The 17,498-nt window shown below is 71.7% G+C and carries 17 protein-coding genes; 8 read left to right on the forward strand and 9 right to left on the reverse strand.

All coding sequences use genetic code 11. The features are described 5' to 3' along the window. Positions 1 to 70: 70 nt before the first annotated feature. The 4 genes from AX018_RS00120 to AX018_RS00135 all read right to left on the reverse strand — a co-directional run bounded on the left by AX018_RS00120 (position 71) and on the right by AX018_RS00135 (position 2,595). The gene (locus AX018_RS00120) at positions 71 to 589 is read right to left on the reverse strand and encodes a hemerythrin domain-containing protein (RefSeq protein WP_111875230.1); all 519 of its coding nucleotides are present in this window, start codon (positions 587 to 589) and stop codon (positions 71 to 73) included. Between the two features lie 209 nt (positions 590 to 798). Then, a complete protein-coding gene (locus AX018_RS00125; protein ID WP_111875231.1) occupies positions 799 to 1,377 on the reverse strand; it encodes a hypothetical protein in 579 nt (192 codons plus the stop codon). Positions 1,378 to 1,493: 116 nt separating this feature from the next. Continuing rightward, entirely contained in the window at positions 1,494 to 1,712 is a 219-nt protein-coding gene (locus tag AX018_RS00130; protein WP_111875232.1) for a CsbD family protein, read from the reverse strand. A 259-nt stretch (positions 1,713 to 1,971) separates the two neighbouring features. Further along, positions 1,972 to 2,595: a phosphoadenosine phosphosulfate reductase domain-containing protein gene (locus AX018_RS00135; RefSeq protein ID WP_111875233.1), complete on the reverse strand. Its 624-nt coding sequence runs from the start codon at positions 2,593 to 2,595 to the stop codon at positions 1,972 to 1,974. A 185-nt stretch (positions 2,596 to 2,780) separates the two neighbouring features. On the opposite strand from AX018_RS00135, the gene AX018_RS00140 reads away from it, so the two are divergent. The 6 genes from AX018_RS00140 (at position 2,781) to AX018_RS00165 (ending at position 9,302) form a co-directional block, all read left to right on the forward strand. Beyond that, positions 2,781 to 3,365: an RNA polymerase sigma factor gene (locus AX018_RS00140; protein ID WP_111875234.1), complete on the forward strand. Its 585-nt coding sequence runs from the start codon at positions 2,781 to 2,783 to the stop codon at positions 3,363 to 3,365. Then, on the forward strand, positions 3,362 to 4,348 hold the full coding sequence (locus AX018_RS00145) for a FecR family protein (protein WP_111875235.1): 987 nt from the start codon (positions 3,362 to 3,364) through the stop codon (positions 4,346 to 4,348). Before AX018_RS00140 ends, AX018_RS00145 begins: the two co-directional genes overlap by 4 nt. A gap of 262 nt (positions 4,349 to 4,610) precedes the next feature. Then, positions 4,611 to 7,019: a TonB-dependent siderophore receptor gene (locus AX018_RS00150; RefSeq protein WP_111875236.1), complete on the forward strand. Its 2,409-nt coding sequence runs from the start codon at positions 4,611 to 4,613 to the stop codon at positions 7,017 to 7,019. A 192-nt stretch (positions 7,020 to 7,211) separates the two neighbouring features. Further along, entirely contained in the window at positions 7,212 to 7,874 is a 663-nt protein-coding gene (locus AX018_RS00155) for a DUF8616 domain-containing protein (protein WP_111875237.1), read from the forward strand. After that, positions 7,871 to 8,575: a hypothetical protein gene (locus AX018_RS00160; RefSeq protein WP_111875238.1), complete on the forward strand. Its 705-nt coding sequence runs from the start codon at positions 7,871 to 7,873 to the stop codon at positions 8,573 to 8,575. The genes AX018_RS00155 and AX018_RS00160 overlap by 4 nt, the downstream gene beginning before the upstream one ends. A 7-nt stretch (positions 8,576 to 8,582) precedes the next feature. Then, positions 8,583 to 9,302 carry a hypothetical protein gene (locus tag AX018_RS00165; RefSeq protein WP_170146147.1) on the forward strand — a complete coding sequence of 240 codons (720 nt, stop codon included), beginning with the start codon at positions 8,583 to 8,585 and terminating at the stop codon, positions 9,300 to 9,302. 56 nt (positions 9,303 to 9,358) lie between these two features. Here the strand turns inward: AX018_RS00165 and AX018_RS00170 are convergent, their stop codons facing one another. Genes AX018_RS00170 through AX018_RS00185 form a run of 4 tightly spaced genes read right to left on the reverse strand, consistent with a single transcriptional unit; the run spans position 9,359 to position 13,059 of the window. Beyond that, positions 9,359 to 10,048: an ABC-type transport auxiliary lipoprotein family protein gene (locus AX018_RS00170; RefSeq protein WP_111875239.1), complete on the reverse strand. Its 690-nt coding sequence runs from the start codon at positions 10,046 to 10,048 to the stop codon at positions 9,359 to 9,361. Between the two features lie 47 nt (positions 10,049 to 10,095). Further along, positions 10,096 to 11,085 (reverse strand): MlaD family protein, encoded by a 990-nt coding sequence (locus AX018_RS00175; RefSeq protein ID WP_111875240.1) that lies wholly within the window; start codon positions 11,083 to 11,085, stop codon positions 10,096 to 10,098. Next, a complete protein-coding gene (locus AX018_RS00180; RefSeq protein ID WP_111875241.1) occupies positions 11,085 to 11,930 on the reverse strand; it encodes an ABC transporter ATP-binding protein in 846 nt (281 codons plus the stop codon). Before AX018_RS00180 ends, AX018_RS00175 begins: the two co-directional genes overlap by 1 nt. 4 nt (positions 11,931 to 11,934) lie before the next feature. Further along, positions 11,935 to 13,059 (reverse strand): MlaE family ABC transporter permease, encoded by a 1,125-nt coding sequence (locus tag AX018_RS00185; protein WP_111875242.1) that lies wholly within the window; start codon positions 13,057 to 13,059, stop codon positions 11,935 to 11,937. 301 nt (positions 13,060 to 13,360) lie between these two features. Here AX018_RS00185 and AX018_RS00190 point away from each other — a divergent pair, with 301 nt between their 5' ends. Next, complete coding sequence (locus tag AX018_RS00190) at positions 13,361 to 15,055, forward strand: GMC family oxidoreductase (RefSeq protein WP_111875243.1); 1,695 nt, start codon at positions 13,361 to 13,363, stop codon at positions 15,053 to 15,055. A 27-nt stretch (positions 15,056 to 15,082) separates the two neighbouring features. Here AX018_RS00190 and AX018_RS24500 read toward each other — a convergent pair whose 3' ends face one another. Next, positions 15,083 to 16,165 (reverse strand): hypothetical protein, encoded by a 1,083-nt coding sequence (locus AX018_RS24500; RefSeq protein ID WP_146749175.1) that lies wholly within the window; start codon positions 16,163 to 16,165, stop codon positions 15,083 to 15,085. Positions 16,166 to 16,731: 566 nt separating this feature from the next. On the opposite strand from AX018_RS24500, the gene AX018_RS00200 reads away from it, so the two are divergent. Continuing rightward, positions 16,732 to 17,490, forward strand: a complete 759-nt coding sequence (locus tag AX018_RS00200) for a sulfite exporter TauE/SafE family protein (protein WP_111875245.1) — start codon at positions 16,732 to 16,734, stop codon at positions 17,488 to 17,490. Positions 17,491 to 17,498: the final 8 nt, after the last annotated feature.

Raw genomic sequence — 17,498 nt, forward strand, 5'->3', positions numbered from 1 at the left:
GGGCAGGCGAAACCGCGCCGCGGCGCGCGAAGCGGCCGGCGGGCGCGGGGCGCCCTCGGTCCTCGATCCGTCAGGCCACGGCGGGCGCGGCATGGCGCGCCGCGCGCTCCCCGGCCATGTCGCCGGAGCACGCTCCGCCGCAGCCGTGGATGAGTTCCGGCGGCAGCGCGTCGGGCGCGTGCACGGTGCCGCTCGCCGGGTCGAAGCCCACGCGGCGCAGGTGCAGGGCCAGCGCGGCGTCCATGGTCTGCGTGTGCTGGGGGAACCACGCGGCCAGCTCGCCGGCCATGTGGCGCAGCACGGCCAGGTCGCCCGCCTCGGCGCGGGCCGTGCCCTCGCCCATCACCTGCAGGACCACCTTGTGCTGCAGGCTGTGGCAGTTGCCCGAGGCGAAGCGGGTGGCGGCCATCCAGGCATCCTCTCGCGCGAAGTGCTCGGCGGTGTGCTCCGCCAGGGCACGCCACGCGGGCAGCAGCGCGTCGTCGCCCGCCTGCTCGACGGCAGCGAGCAGGGCGACGAATTCCTCGTGCGTTTCATCCATGAGGGGCAGGTCCAGGGCCAACCCCTGGGACCATTGCAATGCGGCCATGCGTCTCTCCAATCCTTGGGCGTCGGGTGAGCGGTGCAGCTTAGGCCCGGCCCCTCCGGATGGGTTTGATGCAGGTCAGCCTCCGGCCTGCAGGGCGCCCTCGGGCTCCCCGGTTGGCGTGCAGGCAAAAAAAGAGGCCGAAGCCCCCACGAGGGGAACTTCGGCCCGCAGAGGGCCATGGCGTGGCGTGCCATGGCTCCCACCAGCCATTATTGGTTGTACATGCGCTTGGCGTCGGCCACGCACTTGTCCTTGGCATCGCCCGCCATGGCGTCGCAGCGCTCCTTGGCGGCCTTGTAGTCGGCGGCGAGCTTCTCGTGGGCGGCATCCTGCTTGGCCTCGGCCACCTTCGCGCTCTTCTTGGCCGGGTCGTCGGTGGGCTTGGCCTGGGCGCGGGCCACCTTGGCGTCTTCCTTGGCCTTCACGTGGGCGGCCTTGGCATCCTTCACGCAGACGCTCTTGGCATTGCCCTGCAGGTCGTCGCACTTTTCCTTGGCGACGTCGTAGGCGGCATCGGCGCGGGCCTCGGCCGCCTTGTAGGTGTTCTTGTCGCCGGGCTTGTACTGGGCTTCCAGATCGGCCTTGGCGATCTTCTCGTTGCCCTTGGCTTCCTTCTGGCAGATGTCCTTGGCGTTGCCCTTCATGGCATCGCACTGGGCCTTGGCGGCCTTGTAGTCGGTGGAGATGCGGTCGGCCGCGGCCTTGTGCTCTTCCTTGGTCATGGCCATGCCGGAGGTGGCGAGCAGGCCGGCGACGGCCAGGGCGAGCAGGTTGCGTGCATGCTTCATGGAATGGTTCTCCTCGGATCGGTAGGGGGTTGTGGGCGGGCGGGCGCTGGTGGACGCCACGAGGGCCGCCGGGGTGTTATGTGTATGAGGGAGCGCCGGAAGGCGAATCGGAAGGATCAGCGGTCGAAGCGGAAATCGGGATGGCGGTCCTGCCAGGCCTTGAGTTCCTTCTCGGCGGCCTCGCGGGCCAGCCCCTGGCGCTCCTGCAGCTTGCCGAGGAACTGGTCGCGCTTGCCGGCCACGACGTCGAGGTCGTCGTCGGTCAGCTTGCCCCACTGCTCCTTGATCTTGCCGGTGAATTGCTTCCAGTTGCCCTTGATGGTGTCTTCGTTCATGACGGAACCTCTCTCTGGTGCTTCGCGCCAGCCATCCGCTCCGAAGCGAAGTGGAAACCTTGCGTGCCGCGATGGAATCCACTATAGGAGCGCCCCCTGCCCGGCGGCGTAGGCATGCGGGGTGGGCCCGCGTCAGCCCAGGACTACTGCCCGCGTGGGCCATGCGGACACCCTGGGCGCACCGTTCCCGGCGGGCGGCGGAGGCAAAAAAAAGGGCGTGCCACGCACGCCCTCTTCAGCCGGTGAAGGACCCGGCCCGTCAATGCGAGAGGTGCAGACCGCACTCGCGGTTGTCCTCGCCCTTGGTGGGGTCCACGTAGTCGAAGTTGTTGGGCAGGCCGTGGGCCTGGCAGTACTCGTACAGCTCCTTGGAGGTCCAGTGCAGCAGCGGCGCAACCTTGATGATCCCGTCGGGGTTGATGCTCACCGGGTCCATCTGCGCGCGCACGGCGGTGTCGGTGGCGCGCAGCGCGGTGAACCAGACCCGGGGCGCGGTCTCGCGCAGCGCGCGCGCGAAGGGTTCGAGCTTGACCTCCTCGGTGAAGGCGGCGTGGCGCGGGTCGTCCAGCGCAGGCGTGGGGCCCTGGACGGCCTCGCGGTGCGCGCGCGAGCGCAGGGGCAGGTAGATGCGCAGGTCGAGCTTCAGGAGGCGGGCCACCTCGTCGGCGAAGCGGTAGGTGGCCTCGGTGTTGTAGCCGTTGTCCATCCACACCACCGGGATGTCCGGCCGCGCGCGCGTGCACAGGTGCAGGATCACGGCCTCGAAGGGGCGGAAGTTGGTGGTGACGATGGCGGGCTGGCCCAGGCCGATGGCCCAGTCCACGAGGCCCTGCGCGTTGCGACCGAGGTCGGCGTTGATCTGGGCGAGGTCGATGCTGCTCATGGGAATGCGTGGCTCCGGTGACGCGCCGGAGGCATCCGGCGGCAAGGCGGGGATTGTGCCGCGCGCGGCGCACGGCCACAGGACGGCCGCCGCACGCCCCCGCCGGGCGCAGGGACGCTGCCGCGGCCCCCTCAAAATAAACAATAGGAATCATTCCTATTACTTTTTCTATAATCCCGGACGCCATGACGCTCGCCGCCGATCCGCCCGCCACCTCCCGCCCCGAGCCCCTGCTGGCGGCGCTGGTGCAGCACTACGACGAGCTGGTGGGCTCGCTGCGGCACCGCTTCGGCGAGGAATGCTTTCCGCGCGAGATCGTCAACGAGGTCTGCGTGCGCCTGCTGGAGCGGCCCGTGCCGCAGGAGGTGGCGAACCCGCTGGCCTTCCTGCGCACCGTGGCGCGCGACCTGGCCATCGACCGCCACCGCGCGCGGGCGCGCCGCCCCGAGACGGCGCTGGAGCCCGAGGCGCTGGAAGGCCACGCGCCCCGCGCCGCCGCGCGCCTGTCCCCGCCCGAGCTGGCCCTGGCCGCGGGGCAGCGCCAGCGCGCGCTGCTGGCCGCCATCGGCGGGCTGCCCGAGGCCTGCCGCGAGGTGTTCATCCTGACCAAGCTCTACGGCATGCCGCAGGACGAGGCCGCGCGGCGCCTGGGCATCTCGCGCGGGATGGTGGCGCGGCACCTGGCGCGCGCGCTGCGCGGCGTGCAGCCGGTGCTGCAGGACCGGCCCGGCGCGGCTCCCGACGCCGCCACCGGCCCCGGTGCGCCATGAGCGCCGAGCCGCCGCGCGGCGCGCATGCGCGGCCGGAGCGCCCGGGGCGCAGCCCGCACCTGCCCATCGACGACGCGCTCGCGCCGTTCGCCGATGCGCTGCGCCGGCACCTGCCCACGCCCGACGAGATCGAGCGCGCCGCCGCGGCGCGGCGCCAGGGGCTGCGCCAGCGCGCGGCGAAGGCCGCCGGCACGGGCACGGCGCTGGCCGCGCTGCTGGCGGCGGGCCTGTGGTGGGCCGACCCGGCCTGGCACCGCGACACGCTGGCCACCGCCGTGGGCGAGCGCCGCACGGCGCGCCTGCCCGACGGCAGCGAGGTGCGGCTGCACAGCCGCTCGCGCCTGGAGGTGGCCCTGCACGTGCGCTCGCGCCGGCTGGCGCTGCCCGAGGGCGAGGCCTCGTTCGAGGTGGCCCATGCGGCGTGGCACCGCTGGCTGCCATGGCTGCAGCGGCCCTTCACCGTGCAGGCCGGCGCGGTGCAGGTGCGCGACATCGGCACCGTGTTCCAGGTGCGCCGCCAAGCGGAGGCGCCCTCCGCCGCGCCCGGGCGCACCGACGTGACCGTGCTGCAGGGCCGCGTGAGCGTGCGGCCGCTGCGCGGCGGCGCGCCCGCCGTGGAACTGGCCGCGGGCGAGACGCTGCATGTGCCCGATGCCGTGCCCCCGGGCACCGACCTGCCGGAGCCGCTGGGCCTGGACGCGGCCGCGCTGGCGGCGGCCACCAGTTGGCGCGAGGGCCGGCTGCTGCTGGAGGGCACGCCGCTCGCCGAGGCCGTGGCCGAGATGCAGCGCCACCGCGCGGCGCCCATCCTGCTCGCGGACGAACACGCCGCGCACCTGCGCATCTCCGGGGCCTTCGACCTCGACCGCATCGACCAGCTCATCGACCTGCTGCCCCGCCTCGCGCCCGTGGCCGTGCACCGGCAGGAGGACGGCCGCGTGGTGATCGCCTCGCGCGCCGGGGCGGCCCACGGCGCGCCCTGAGGGCACCCCGCGTGCCCCCAGGGGGGATTTCAGGCCCTGGAAGCTCCATGTCGCTGAATGGGCTGCACGAGTAGCTATCAAAAATATAGCGCCATCGGGTCCGAAAAATTTTCCGGCCCCAGGTGTACAAACCCGCGCCCCCGTTCGGCATGCAGGCGTGCCGGGCCCCGGCCCGCCGTGGCCGCCCTCTTCCTTCTTTGCGGAGGGCCCTGCCTTTTTCTCTCGCACGTCCTTCCCCCTCTTGCCCAGGAGCCCCGTCCCCATGCCGACCCCGTCCCGCCGCACGTCCACGCCCCGCCACGCCGGCGCGGCCCGCCCGCCCTTCGCCGCCCGCTGGGCCGCGCTGGCCGCGGCGCTGTGCCTCGCCGCCACCGCCCAGGCGCAGCCCGTGGCCCTCGACCTGCCCGCGCAGCCGCTGGCGCAGTCCCTCACGGCGCTCGCGCGGCAGAGCGGCGCGCAGATCGTGTTCGCCACCGATGCGGCCCAGGGCCTGCGCGCGCCCGCGCTGCGCGGCTCGCTGGAGGTGCGCGAGGCGCTGGAGCGCCTGGTGGCCGGCACGGGCCTGGTGGTGCGCGCGCAGGACGGGCGCACCTTCACCATCGAGCGCGCCGCCCCCGCGCCGGGCGCGGCCGCCGGCGGCTCCCCGGCCCTGGGCGAGGTGCGCGTGCAGGCCGCGCGCGGCGAGGATACGGCCTACTACGCCCCCTCGTCCGCCAGCGGCACCAAGACCGAGGCCGCGCTGCGCGACGTGCCCCAGACCATCGACGTGGTGCCCCAGCAGGTGATCCGCGACCAGGGCGCGACCTCGATCCAGGACACGCTGCGCAACGTGGCCGGCGTGGGCCTGTCCACCGGCGACGGCCAGCGCGACCAGGTGAGCATCCGCGGCTTCACCAGCATCGGCGACCAGTTCGTCGATGGCTTCCGCGACGACGCGCTCTACTTCCGCGATCTCTCCAACATCGAGCGCGTGGAGGTGGTGAAGGGCCCGGCCGCCGTGCTTTACGGGCGCGGCTCCTCGGGCGGCCTCGTGAGCCGCGTCACCAAGAAGCCGGGCGCCGACGTCTCCGACGTGGCGCTCAGCGTGGGCAGTTGGGCCGACAAGCGCGCCGAGTTCGACGTGGGCCGCGCGCCCGCGGGCAGCGACTGGTCGTGGCGCGTGACCGGCGCGGCCGAGGACGCCAACAGCTACCGCAGCCAGCAGTTCCTGGAGCGCCAGGCCATCGCGCCCTCGGTGCTCTGGAAGCCCGACGGCGCCACCTCGCTGATGCTGCAGGCCGACTACCTGCACGACAAGCGCGTGACCGACTTCGGCATCCCCGCCTACCGGGGCCGCCCCGTGGCCGTGGACCCCTCCACCTACTACGGCTCGGCCAACGCGCGCGACGCGGACACCTCCGAATCCACCGTCAGCTCGTTCACCGCCACCTTCAACCACCGCTTCTCGGACACCCTGCGCGTGCGCAACGCGCTGCGCTACTACCACTACGAGCTGGACCGCCAGAACACCCTGCCCTCGGGCGGCGTGAACGAGGCCGCCGGCACCGTGGCCCTCACGCGCTCGGGCATCGACCGCAGCGAGCACGGCGTGTTCAACCAGACCGAGCTGATCCAGAACCTGCGCACCGGCAACGTGGCGCACGAGGTGCTCTACGGCCTGGAGCTGGGCCAGCAGAACAAGGACGCGCTCACCTACTCGGGCGGCACCCTGGGCAGCGTGAACCTGTGGAACCCCGTGCTGCCCGTGGCGCCGCTCAACGGCGGCGGCGCCCTCACCGGCAGCACGCTCAACCGCTACCTGACGCGCGCGCTCTACGTGCAGGACCAGATCACCTTCACGCCCGAGTGGAAGCTGCTGGCCGGCCTGCGCTACGACCGCTTCGGCCAGGAGACCGACAACCGCCTCGCGGGGCAGGCCGACTTCGACCGCACCGACACCACCTGGAGCCCGCGCCTGGGCCTGGTGTGGCAGCCCGATGCGGTGCAGTCGTATTACGCCTCGGTGAGCCGCTCCTACCAGCCCTCGGCCGAGATGTTCGCGCTCTCGGCATCGAACGCCGCCGTCAAGCCCGAGCGCACCACCAACTACGAGGTGGGCACCAAGTGGGAGCTGCTGGGCGGCCGCGCCACGGCCACGGCCTCGCTCTTCCAGCTGGAGCGCACCGACATCAAGACCGCCGACCCGGCGCGCCCCACGGTACTGATCCCCATCGGCACGCAGCGCACGCGCGGGCTGGAGCTGTCGCTCTCGGGCGAGCTGCGCCCCGGCACCCAGGCCACCTTCAGCTATGCCTACCTGGACACGCGCGTCACCCGCTCCACCGCCACCGACGCGGGCCAGCCCGTGGAGGGCAAGCGCGCCACGCTCACCCCGCGCAACGCGTTCTCGGCCTGGATCACGCAGCAGCTCGGCGAGGCCTGGAGCGTGGGCGGCGGCCTGAACTACGTGGGCGACCGCTTCGCCAACCCCGGCAACACCGTCACCCTGCCGTCCTACGTGGTGGTGGACGCCATGGCGCAATACCGCATCGGCCGCGCGACGACGCTGCAGCTCAACCTGCGCAACCTGTTCGACCGCAACTACATCATCTCGGCCCACGGCTCGAACGCGAACCTGAACCTGCCGGGCGCGCCGCGCAATGCGACGCTGACGCTGCGGCACAGCTTCTGAGGCGGGCAGCCTGCGGAAAGGGAAATCGGATCTCTACGCAGGCATCGCCAGAACCGTCAAGACAGCGCGGGATAACATTCCTTCCTGTGGAAAAATCCGGCCCAGCGAGTGGAACACAGCCGGGTTCCCGGGCACAGTGCCGCACGCGCCATAGCACGGTGCCCGCACACATCACACAGGAAGAGAAAACAAATGTCGCTTGCGTACTGGTTCCGGGAGGGACCTGCGGAGCCCATTGAGGATGGGCGGATTCAATATGGGCCGGGGAAGGGGTTGCCCAAGCTGGTGTTCGAGGGGTTGAACAATTCCCAGAAGCTTGTCCAGAAGATCGCCACCGTCGATCCGGTGCGCAAGAAGATCATCCTGATCCAGCCTGGAGAGAAGGCCCTGTATGTATCGGGTTTGCGGGAACGGGGGGTTCATGGGTATCTGTATCTGTTCGCCCATGCAAACGCACAACGACTCCAAGGAGCGATAGATATAGGAGAAATCACCCGCGTCATCCATCGCAGCGGCATCTGGCACAGACAACCGATCCTGATCGATGCCTGTAACTCCGGGGCTTCGCCCGACGGTGTAGCCAGCGCCCTGGCCGGGGCACTACGCACTCACGTCACCGCACCCACTACGCTTACCTGGAACCATCCTCTGGGGGGCTCCGCCATCGGCCAAGGCGCGTTCGAAAAGCTGCCTGGAGCTCTAGAGCGACTGGCTATCCCAAACTTCCTGCGCCCGGGCCAATGGCGCACCTGGGGACCAGACGGCCAGCCTATCGCCACCACACGCACCTCGCCGCGCGATGGCGGTGAACTCGTCAAGGGCCCGCTGGCCCATGAACTACTGAGGAAACGATGATGCTGCGATGGTGGAAACGTATCGGCTGCGGCTTTCAACTGCTTTTGATCTTCTCGCTCCTGCTAGGCGCCTACACCGCATGGTGGTGGATCGACAGCGCTCTCACCTGCGAGACGCAGGACGAATACAACCTTCGCGGCATCTGCCTCATGCGAATCCAGGAGCGTGCCGAGCAGGGCGACAACGCCGCACAGTGGGCGTATGGCAGCTACCTCGAAACGGAACGCCGGGAGACGGAAGCGCGCGTCTGGCACCTGCGGGCCATGCACGGCGCCCAGACAGGTCTGGCTCTGCGCAATGAGATGAAAATCTTCTGCGACCGTTTTCCAGGCTTCGAGGCGCACAACGTCGAGGCAATCATGTTGCGCGTGGCTGCGAAAAGCCCTGATGCGCACCTACGGCTGCTGCAACTCTATGTTTATCCCCGCTGCGGCGCCTTCGACCTCGACAAGGCCAGTGCGCAGATTCCCCTGTTAACCCAGTGCGCGCACTTCACGCTTGCCGACTACTTCGAACGTGTCAAAAGCGCGAATTACCGCGTCTCATCTGCCGCACGTGCGGCCATCCGCTCCAACATGCGGCGTTGCGAGCAGGAGCTTGCCAACCCGACTCCTCCGGGCACCACGGTCCGCGAGTTCATGCCGGTTTGGCAGAAGGATCTGGACGAACTGTCGCGCAACCTCGCCACGCTGAAGCCATGAGACACCCATGCCGAAAACCCTCCCACCCCGGGCATGGTGGAAACGCATCGGCTGCGGCTTTCAACTGCTTTTGATCTTCTCGCTCCTGATCGGCACCTACACCGCATGGTGGTGGATCGACAGCGCTCGCACCTGCGAGACGCAGGACGATTACAACCTTCGCGGCATCTGCCTCATGCGGATACAGGAGCGCGCCGAGCAGGGCGACAACGCCGCCCAGTGGGCCTACGGCAGCTACCTCGAAACGGAACGCCGGGAGACAGAAGCGCGCGAGTGGCAACTTCGGGCCATGCATGGAGCCCGGGCAGGGCTGGCCCTGCGGGGCGAGATGCTCGCCTACTGCGATCGCATCCCAGGCTTCGAGGCGCGCACCGTAGAGGCCATCATGCTGCGCGTGGTGCCGAACAGCCCCGATGCGCACCTGCGCCTGCTTCAGCTCTACATCTACCCTCGCTGCGGCGCCTTCGATCTCGACAAGGCCAGTGCGCAGATACCCCTGCTGACGCAGTGCGCCCCCCTCACGCTGGCCGACTACCTTGAAAGCGCCGGAAGTGCACCTCACCGCGTATCCCCCGACACGCGGAAGGCCATCCTCGCCAACATGGCCTTGTGTGAAAAGGAACTGGCAGGGCAGCGCCCCCCGGACACGACGGTACAGGAAGTCATTCCGGTCCGAAAAGACCATCTGCAAGCCCTGTCGCACCGCCTCGCCGCGCTGGAACCCTGAGCCGCCACGGCGAAACGGCGAAACAGGCCGGCCCACCGCGCCGGGGCCCCTCCCCCTTACCGCCCCACCTGCTCCACCCACTCCCCCACCTCCCGCGCGGCCTGCGCGGCGGCCTCGGCCAGGGCGCGGGTGCCGCCGCGGGCGTCGGGGGTGGGCGCGGGGCGCTGCACCACGAACACGCGCTGGGTCAGGAGCTTTTCGCCGGCGGCGGTCGGTTCGGACAGCGAGGCGCGCAGGCGCAGCAGGCCCGCGCTCTCCCGGGTGGACTGGAAGACCTGGCTGAACTCCTCGATCTCCGCGCGCAGCACCGCCGGGGGCTGGCCGCTGCCCACCAGTTGCGACACGCCCTCGTCGCCCATGAGCACGGCGCGGCGCTGGCCCAGTTCGTCGCGCAGGGCCTGCTGCACGAGCTGCGCGGGCGGCTGGCTCCAGCGTGCCTGGCCGTAGGGGCGCAGGCGGCGCGGGTCGTCGTAGGCCAGGCGGTAGAGCACGGCGGTGCTGCCCTCCACGGGGCCGGCCACGGCCACCTCGGGCAGCGCGATGGGCGGCAGGGGCGCGCGGCGGTCGGCGGGCTCGGCGGCCAGGGCGCCGGGCCCGAAGTCGTACACGTCGGCGCGCGCCGGCGGCGCGGGCAACGCCGAGCACCCCGCGAGCGCCAGCGCGGCCGCCACGGCCGCCAGGGCACCCCGGAGGCCCCATGTCGCCGTATTTGCTACGTTGTTTGCTATTTTTTCGATAGTGAGCATGGTGGCATCTCTCCTCTCGCGGGAACGGGGCGGTGCGTCGGGGTGCATCAGGGCGCGGCGGGCGCCACGGGGGCCGGCGCCTCGAAGCCGGGCTCGCCGGGGCCGCCGGCGGAGCGGCCCGGGCCGTAGATGAGCGACTGCGGGTTGTCGCTGAGGTTGCTGGCCGCGCGGCCCAGTCGGCGCACGGCGCGCGAGGTCTCGTCGGCCGCGTGGTTCAGGCGCGGCAACGTCACGCGGCCGAAGCGGTCGGCGGCGTTGGAGAGCGATTGCGAGCCCTCGGCGATCTGGTCCAGCGGGCCGCCCTCGGCGCTGAGCTTGCGCACGGCGGTGCTGACCTCGTTGGCGGCGGCGCTGGTGCTGGCGCCGGCCTGGCGCAGCGCCTGCAGCGTCTCGCGCGCATCGCCGGCCACGGCGGGCACGGCCGCCAGGGCCGGGTCGAGCCGCGTGGTCACCGTGGCGTCGAGCCGCTTCATGAGGGCATTGGCGCTGCCGGCGGCCTGGCCGAGGTTGTCCAGGGCCGTGGCGATGCGCTTCTGGTTGTCGTCGCCCAGCAGGTCGTTGATGCGGTCGGTGGCCTCCTGCACCTGCGCGATGATGGCCGGCCCCTGCTCGGCAAGCTGGCTGAAGGGCGAGCTCTTGAGCGGCAGGCGCGGCAGGCCGCTCGCGCCGGGCGGCAGCGCGGGCTGGGGCGCGGCGGCATCGTCCAGCAGCACGTGCGCGAGGCCGGTGATGCCCTGGTAGCCCAGCACGGCGAAGGTGGCGGGGGTGACGGGGGCCTGCTCGTTCACGGCGATGCGGATGAGCACGTTGCCGGCCACGTCGGGGTCGAAGCCGATGCGCGTGACCTTGCCCACGGCCACGCCCTTGTAGCGCACGGCGGCCTGGGGCTGCAGGCCGCCCACGCTCTCGCGCGTGGAGAGTTCGTAGAGCTGGTAGCTCGCCCGGTCGCGCGTGAGCCACAGGCCCAGGCCCGCGAGCAGGGCCGTCACCACCACCACGAAGATGCCCGCGGCCAGGGCATGGGATTTGTTTTCCATCAGGCCTCCTGTCCCGGGGCGGCGGGCGCGGGCGCCGGAGCCATCGCGCGCAGTCCGCGCTCCCCGAGGAAAAAGTGTTGAATGAACGGGTGCTCGACCCGCACCACCTCGCGCGGCGGGCCGCTCGTGATGACGCGCTTGTCGGCCAGCACGGCCACGCGCGTGCTGAGCGCGAAGAGGGTGTCGAGATCGTGCGTGACCATCACCACCGTGAGGCCGAGCGCGGCGTGCAGCTCGCGCAGCAGGTCGCAGAATTCGTCGGAGCTGTTCGGGTCCAGGCCCGCCGTGGGCTCGTCGAGCAGCAGCAGCGGCGGGTCCATGACGAGGGCGCGCGCCAGCGCCACGCGCTTGATCATTCCGCCCGAGAGGTCCGAGGGCATGCGCGTGGCGTGCTCGGGCTTCAGGCCCACCATGCGCAGCTTGACCATGGCGGCGTCGCAGATCAGGTCCGGCGGCAGCGTGCCCTGCTCGCGCAGCGCGAAGGCCACGTTGTCGAGCACGCTGAAGGCCGAGAACAGCGCGCCGTGCTGGAACAGCATGCCCACGCGGCTCGCGGCGCCCGCGCGGCCCATCTCGGCGGCGGGGCGGCCCAGCACGGTGACGCTGCCGCGGGCCGGCCGCGCGAGGCCCAGCATCTGCCGCAGCAGCACGGTCTTGCCCGTGCCCGAGCCGCCCACCAGGGTGAGCACCTCGCCGCGGCCCACGGCGAGGTCGAGGTTCTCGTGCACCGCGAAGGCCTCGGTGCCCTTGCCGAACACGGTCGAGAGGCCCCGGATCTCGACCACGGGCGGGGCATCGGCGCAGAGCGGCGTGGAGGGAGGAGCGTCGGTTGCCGGCTCGGCCATGGCGTCAGATCCCGAGGTTCTTGAACGCGATCGCGAAGAGCGCGTCCACGATGATGACCATGGTGATGGCGTTCACCACCGAGGCCGTGGTGCCCTCGCCCAGGCTCTGGGTGTTGGGCTTCACGCGCAGGCCCCAGTGGCAGCCGATGAGCGCGATGCCCACGCCGAACACCACCGACTTGACCACCGCCAGCGCAAGGTTGGAGAAGCTCACCGCGTTGGGCAGCGCCTGCACGAAATAGGCGGGCGAGACATCCATGGCGATGTCGGCCGCGAGCATGCCGCCCGCGAGTGCGCACAGCGTGGTCCACACGGCGATGAGCGGCATGGCGATGGCCAGCGCCACGGCGCGCGGCATCACCAGCCGGAAGCCGTGCGGGATGCCCATGACGCGCATCGCGTCCAGCTCCTCGGTGACGCGCATCACGCCGATCTGCGCGGTGATGGCCGACCCTGAGCGCCCCGCCACGAGGATGGCCGCGAGCATCGGGCCCAGCTCGCGGATCAATGAGATGCCCAGGATATTGACGATGAACGACTCGGCGCCGAACTGGCGCAGCTGCAGGCTCATGAGGTAGGCCAGCACCACGCCGATCAGGAAGCCCACGATGGCCGTGATGGGCAGGGCCGTGGCACCCATGCGGTAGAGGTGGCCCGAGATGTCGCGCCAGGGTGCGCGGCGCGGCGCGCGCAGCACCCGGCCCAGGTCGATGACGAGCTGGCCCACCAGCTCCAGCAGGTGCTTGCCGTGCCCCAGCGCGTGCAGCACCTGCACGCCGAAGCGGTCCACCTCCTCGGACAGCCGCCAGGGCGGCTCGGGCGGGCGGGTGGTGCTGAGCCCGGCCACGCGCTCGAGCATGTCGCGCTGGGCATCGTCCAGCGCCAGCCGCCCGGGCCAGGCGCGGCCCCAGTGGTTCCAGAGCAGTTGCGCGCCCACGTGGTCGAGCCAGTCCACCTCGCGCAGGTCCCAGCCCAGGCCGGCCCCGGGCGGCGCCTGGGCGAGCTGCGCCGAGAGCGCGCGCCACGCGGCCCGCGTGCCCAGGTCCGCCGCGCCCCAGCGGCCGCGCAGCACGGCGGTCGGCCCCTCGGGCGTGTCGGTGCGGGTGATGCGGGGCGGGCTGTCGCTCATGGATTCGGGAGGGGAAGGTCGGGGAGCGGAGGGTTGCGGGGTGTGCGCGGGAAGCCGATGGTAGCGGAGCGCGCCGGGGCGGCCGCGTCAGCGCAGGGCCCGTCCCGGTGGCGGCATTCATCCGGTTGAAATTTCGTCAAAACCGGGGCACGTCGGCGTATCGCCTGCATGAATAGCTATCAAAGCAGGAGCAGCAGGTGTTTCCCTATCGACAGCCCCCCGCCGCCGCGCACAATGGCCGGGCCCATCCCGGTCCCCCGGCCCCCGGCGCGGCGCGCGCGATGCCTTGCCCCACCTTTCCATGAGCGACACCACTTTCGACACCATCGTCATCGGCGGCGGCACGGCCGGCGCCCTGCTGTGCAACCGCCTGAGCGCCGACCCGCGCCACCGCGTGCTGCTGGTGGAGGCCGGCCGCAAGGACGACTACCACTGGATCCACATCCCCGTGGGCTACCTCTACTGCATCGGCAACCCGCGCACCGACTGGCTCTACCAGACCGAGCCCGACGCGGGCCTGAACGGCCGCAGCCTGCGCTACCCGCGCGGCAAGACGCTGGGCGGCTGCAGCAGCATCAACGGCATGATCTACATGCGCGGCCAGGCGCGCGACTACGACCAGTGGGCCGCGGCCACCGGCGACGACACCTGGCGCTGGGACAGCGTGCTCGATGCCTTCCGCCGCCACGAGGACCACTGGCGCCTGGACCGCCCGGACACGGCCAGCGACGCCTTCAAGCGCCTGCACGGCAGCAAGACCACGGGCGGCGGCGGCGAATGGCGCGTGGAGCGCCAGCGCCTGCGCTGGGACGTGCTCGACGCCTTCGCGCAGGCCGCGCAGCAGGCGGGCATCCCCGCCACCGACGACTTCAACGGCGGCGACAACGAGGGCGTGGGCTACTTCGAGGTCAACCAGAAGGGCGGCTGGCGCTGGAACACCGCCAAGGCCTTCCTGCGCCCCACCTGCTATGGCCGCCCCAACTTCGAGATGTGGACCGGCGCGCAGGCCAGCCGCCTCGTGCTGGAGACCTTGCCGGACGGCAGCAGCCGCTGCACCGGCGTGGAGGTCTGGAACGGGCAGGAAATGGTCACGGCCCGCGCCGCGCACGCCGTCGTGCTGAGCGCGGGGGCGGTCAACTCGCCGCAGCTGCTGCAGCTCTCGGGCATCGGCCCCGGCGCGCTGCTGCAGGCGCACGGCATCCCGGTGGCGCACGACCTGCCCGGCGTGGGCGCCAACCTGCAGGACCACCTGCAGATCCGCGCCGTGTTCAAGGTGAACGGCGTGCCCACGCTCAACACCCTGGCCGGCAGCTTCTGGGGCAAGGCGCGCATCGGGCTCGAATACGCGCTCAAGCGCAGCGGGCCGATGAGCATGGCGCCTTCGCAGCTCGGCGCCTTCACGCGCAGCAGCCCCGCCCAGCCCCACCCCAACCTCGAATACCACGTGCAGCCGCTCTCGCTCGACGCCTTCGGCGAGCCGCTGCACGCCTTCCCGGCCTTCACGGCCAGCGTGTGCAACCTCAACCCCACGAGCCGGGGCACGGTGCACATCAGGAGCCCGCGCTTCCAGGACGCGCCGGCCATCGCGCCGCGCTACCTGAGCACCCCCGAGGACCGGCAGGTGGCCGCCGACTCCCTGCGCGTGACGCGCCGCATCGTCGCCCAGCCCGCGCTCGCGCCCTACCGGCCCGAGGAATGGAAGCCCGGGCCGCAGTACGAATCCGACGACGACCTGGCGCGGCTGGCCGGCGACATCGCCACCACCATCTTCCACCCCGTGGGCACCACGCGCATGGGCGCCGACGGCGACCCGGGCGCCGTGCTCGACGCGCGCCTGCGCGTGCGCGACGGCCGGGGCGGCACCATCGCGGGCCTGCGCGTGGTCGATGCCGGCGCCATGCCCACCATCACCAGCGGCAACACCAACTCGCCCACGCTCATGATCGCGGAGAAGGCGGCCGGGTGGCTGCGCGAGGAGGAACGGGCGGCCGGCTGACGCGGCGCGGCTTACATCGGGCCCCCATCAGGCCGCCAGGGGACCGGTGCCGCCGGTTTGGGCGCCGGCCTCGCGCCGCCGCGCCACGGCCTGCTCCCAGGCGACGCCCCCGGCCGCCGCGGCACCGGCCAGCCACAGCGCGGACGACACCGTCTGCAGGCGCGCGGCGGTTTCGGCATCGCTCTCCGACGCCTGCACAGCGGCGGCCGACACGCCCGCCGCCGCCAGATTGGCCAGGCTGCCCGCGCCCAGCCAGAGCGCCACCCGCGTGCCGCCCTGGGGATGGGTGAGCGCGCTCCAGGCGGTCATCGCCCCGCTGGCGGCCCACGACGCCGCCGCGCCGTAGCCCAGCGCGCGCTGCAGCGCCCCCAGCGTGAAGGGCACGGCAACGCTGAAGGCGCCGGCGGCCATGCCCAGCCAGTTCGTCCCCGTGGACCCGACGCTGCGCGACACGTTGCCCGCCTCGCCCAGCGCACCGGCCGCCACCCACAGCCCGCCGCTCACCGCAGACACCACGCGCGCCGCCTGCGGCGCCGCGCCGAGCCGTGCGGAGGCCAGGGATGCCGCAGCCGCCGCGGCATCCACCAGCGGCGCGCTCAGCGCCGATGCCTCGCGCGCCACGCCGGGGCGGCCCGGCACGCCGGCGGCGGGAAGCCCGGGCATCCGCCCGGAGGAAGCCGGGGACTCCCCCAAGGGCGAGGCCACCGGGGATATCGAAGAGGACAGGGAAGCGGGGGAGACGGGGGAGGCCGGCGCGGACTCGCCGCCGCCGGCAGGCGGCGGGACCGGGCGCGGCACCGGCAGCGTGGCCCCGGGCGGTGCCGACAGGGAGCGGGGCAGGCGCACGGCGCGGCCCCGGGCCGGCACGGACTCCCCTGCGGGCAGCGGCGCGCCCCCGGACGGCGCCGACAGGGAGCGCGGCAGGCCCGCGGCGCGGGGCCGCTGGTCGGCCGCCACGCCGGACGGCGGCGCGCTGCGCGAACGCAGGCCGTCGGGCGCCTGCGGGCGCGCGGTGCGGCCCCGGGCCGGCACGGGCTCCCCGGCGGGTACCGGCGCGGCTGCGGGGGCGGAGGCAGGCGCGGGAGCGCGAAGAGAATCGAGGGAAGGCATGGAATGGAACAGCGGAATGGGGACGGCATGGAACCGGCGAGGAGAACTCCCCGGCGATCTCGGCAACACGGGAAACCCCGCGCGCCACAGTTGCCATTCCATGCAAAACCGCGCAAAAAAGGCATCAAAAGCAGCATCAGTGCTACCAAAACTTCGCAAATCCTGCCAAAAGTACGCATCCAGCGCCTTCACGCCAGACCGCCCCGCGCACCAGGACGGAGAATGCCGCACCGCCATCGCGCTTGCGCGGTCTGCGGGAAACCCCCAATGCACCAGCGGGGTGCGGGAGTTACATTGCGGTTACTCGATAGCGCGCAACGCCGCGCCACGAGGGGACCGAGGAGACAAACTCGAACTCGAATACACCAATCCAAAGCATCCCCTATAAGATGCCTTACCTGAAGCGCCGGAATCCCCGGCGCTTTTTTTTGCCCGCCACGCAGCGGCCCGCGCGGGGCCCGTGGGCCATCCCGCAGGACGGATTCCAAGCCTTTTCCGGGCCATGTCGGCGCATCGGCTACCTCTTCAGCTCCTGAAACCATAGCATCCGGTGCGACAATCCCGGCATGGAATGGATCATCGTCTCGCTGGCCTCGCTGCTGGCCGGCTTCGTGGACGCCATCGTGGGCGGCGGCGGGCTCATCCTCGTGCCCGCGCTGTTCGCCACGTTCCCCACCGCGCCGCCCGCCACCCTCATGGGCACCAACAAGAGCGGCTCGATCTGGGGCACCGGCATCGCCACCTGGCAATACAGCCGCCGCGTGCGCATGCGCTGGCAGGCCCTGCTGCCGGCCGCCGCGGCGGGTTTCGCGGGCGCCTTCGCCGGCGCCTGGACGGTCACCGTGGTGCCGGTGGACTTCCTGCGCCGGCTGCTGCCCTTCATCCTGCTGGCCGTGCTCGCCTACACCCTCGCGCGCAAGGACCTCGGCAAACACCACGCCCCGCGCTTCGAAGGCCATGCCGAAACCCGCGTGGCCTGCCTGATCGGGCTCACGATCGGGTTCTACGACGGGTTCTTCGGCCCGGGCACGGGCAGCTTCTTCGTCTTCCTGTTCGTGCGGCTGCTGGGCTACGACTTCCTGAACGCGTCCGCGTCGGCCAAGCTGCTCAACCTCGCGACCAACGTGGCCGCGCTCATCCTCTTCACCGCCAAGGGGCACGTGTGGTGGCACTTCGCCCTGCCGCTGGCGGTGGCCAACGTGGCCGGCAGCGTGCTGGGCACGCACATGGCCATGAAGCACGGCACGGGCTTCGTGCGCGGCATCTTCATCTTCGTGGTGAGCGCGCTGATCCTCAAGACCGGCTACGACGCCTTCCTGCGCTGACCCGGGGG

Source organism: Paracidovorax anthurii, assembly GCF_003269065.1.
Lineage (GTDB): Bacteria > Pseudomonadota > Gammaproteobacteria > Burkholderiales > Burkholderiaceae_C > Paracidovorax > Paracidovorax anthurii.

What these genes read in the sequence shown, in the direction of transcription:
- AX018_RS00120 (WP_111875230.1), bottom strand. Translation starts at nt 589, where the DNA reads ATGGCCGCATTGCAATGGTCCCAGGGGTTGGCCCTGGACCTGCCCCTC.
- AX018_RS00125 (WP_111875231.1), bottom strand. Translation starts at nt 1,377, where the DNA reads ATGAAGCATGCACGCAACCTGCTCGCCCTGGCCGTCGCCGGCCTGCTC.
- AX018_RS00130 (WP_111875232.1), bottom strand. Translation starts at nt 1,712, where the DNA reads ATGAACGAAGACACCATCAAGGGCAACTGGAAGCAATTCACCGGCAAG.
- AX018_RS00135 (WP_111875233.1), bottom strand. Translation starts at nt 2,595, where the DNA reads ATGAGCAGCATCGACCTCGCCCAGATCAACGCCGACCTCGGTCGCAAC.
- AX018_RS00140 (WP_111875234.1), top strand. Translation starts at nt 2,781, where the DNA reads ATGACGCTCGCCGCCGATCCGCCCGCCACCTCCCGCCCCGAGCCCCTG.
- AX018_RS00145 (WP_111875235.1), top strand. Translation starts at nt 3,362, where the DNA reads ATGAGCGCCGAGCCGCCGCGCGGCGCGCATGCGCGGCCGGAGCGCCCG.
- AX018_RS00150 (WP_111875236.1), top strand. Translation starts at nt 4,611, where the DNA reads ATGCCGACCCCGTCCCGCCGCACGTCCACGCCCCGCCACGCCGGCGCG.
- AX018_RS00155 (WP_111875237.1), top strand. Translation starts at nt 7,212, where the DNA reads ATGTCGCTTGCGTACTGGTTCCGGGAGGGACCTGCGGAGCCCATTGAG.
- AX018_RS00160 (WP_111875238.1), top strand. Translation starts at nt 7,871, where the DNA reads ATGATGCTGCGATGGTGGAAACGTATCGGCTGCGGCTTTCAACTGCTT.
- AX018_RS00165 (WP_170146147.1), top strand. Translation starts at nt 8,583, where the DNA reads ATGCCGAAAACCCTCCCACCCCGGGCATGGTGGAAACGCATCGGCTGC.
- AX018_RS00170 (WP_111875239.1), bottom strand. Translation starts at nt 10,048, where the DNA reads ATGCTCACTATCGAAAAAATAGCAAACAACGTAGCAAATACGGCGACA.
- AX018_RS00175 (WP_111875240.1), bottom strand. Translation starts at nt 11,085, where the DNA reads ATGGAAAACAAATCCCATGCCCTGGCCGCGGGCATCTTCGTGGTGGTG.
- AX018_RS00180 (WP_111875241.1), bottom strand. Translation starts at nt 11,930, where the DNA reads ATGGCCGAGCCGGCAACCGACGCTCCTCCCTCCACGCCGCTCTGCGCC.
- AX018_RS00185 (WP_111875242.1), bottom strand. Translation starts at nt 13,059, where the DNA reads ATGAGCGACAGCCCGCCCCGCATCACCCGCACCGACACGCCCGAGGGG.
- AX018_RS00190 (WP_111875243.1), top strand. Translation starts at nt 13,361, where the DNA reads ATGAGCGACACCACTTTCGACACCATCGTCATCGGCGGCGGCACGGCC.
- AX018_RS24500 (WP_146749175.1), bottom strand. Translation starts at nt 16,165, where the DNA reads ATGCCTTCCCTCGATTCTCTTCGCGCTCCCGCGCCTGCCTCCGCCCCC.
- AX018_RS00200 (WP_111875245.1), top strand. Translation starts at nt 16,732, where the DNA reads ATGGAATGGATCATCGTCTCGCTGGCCTCGCTGCTGGCCGGCTTCGTG.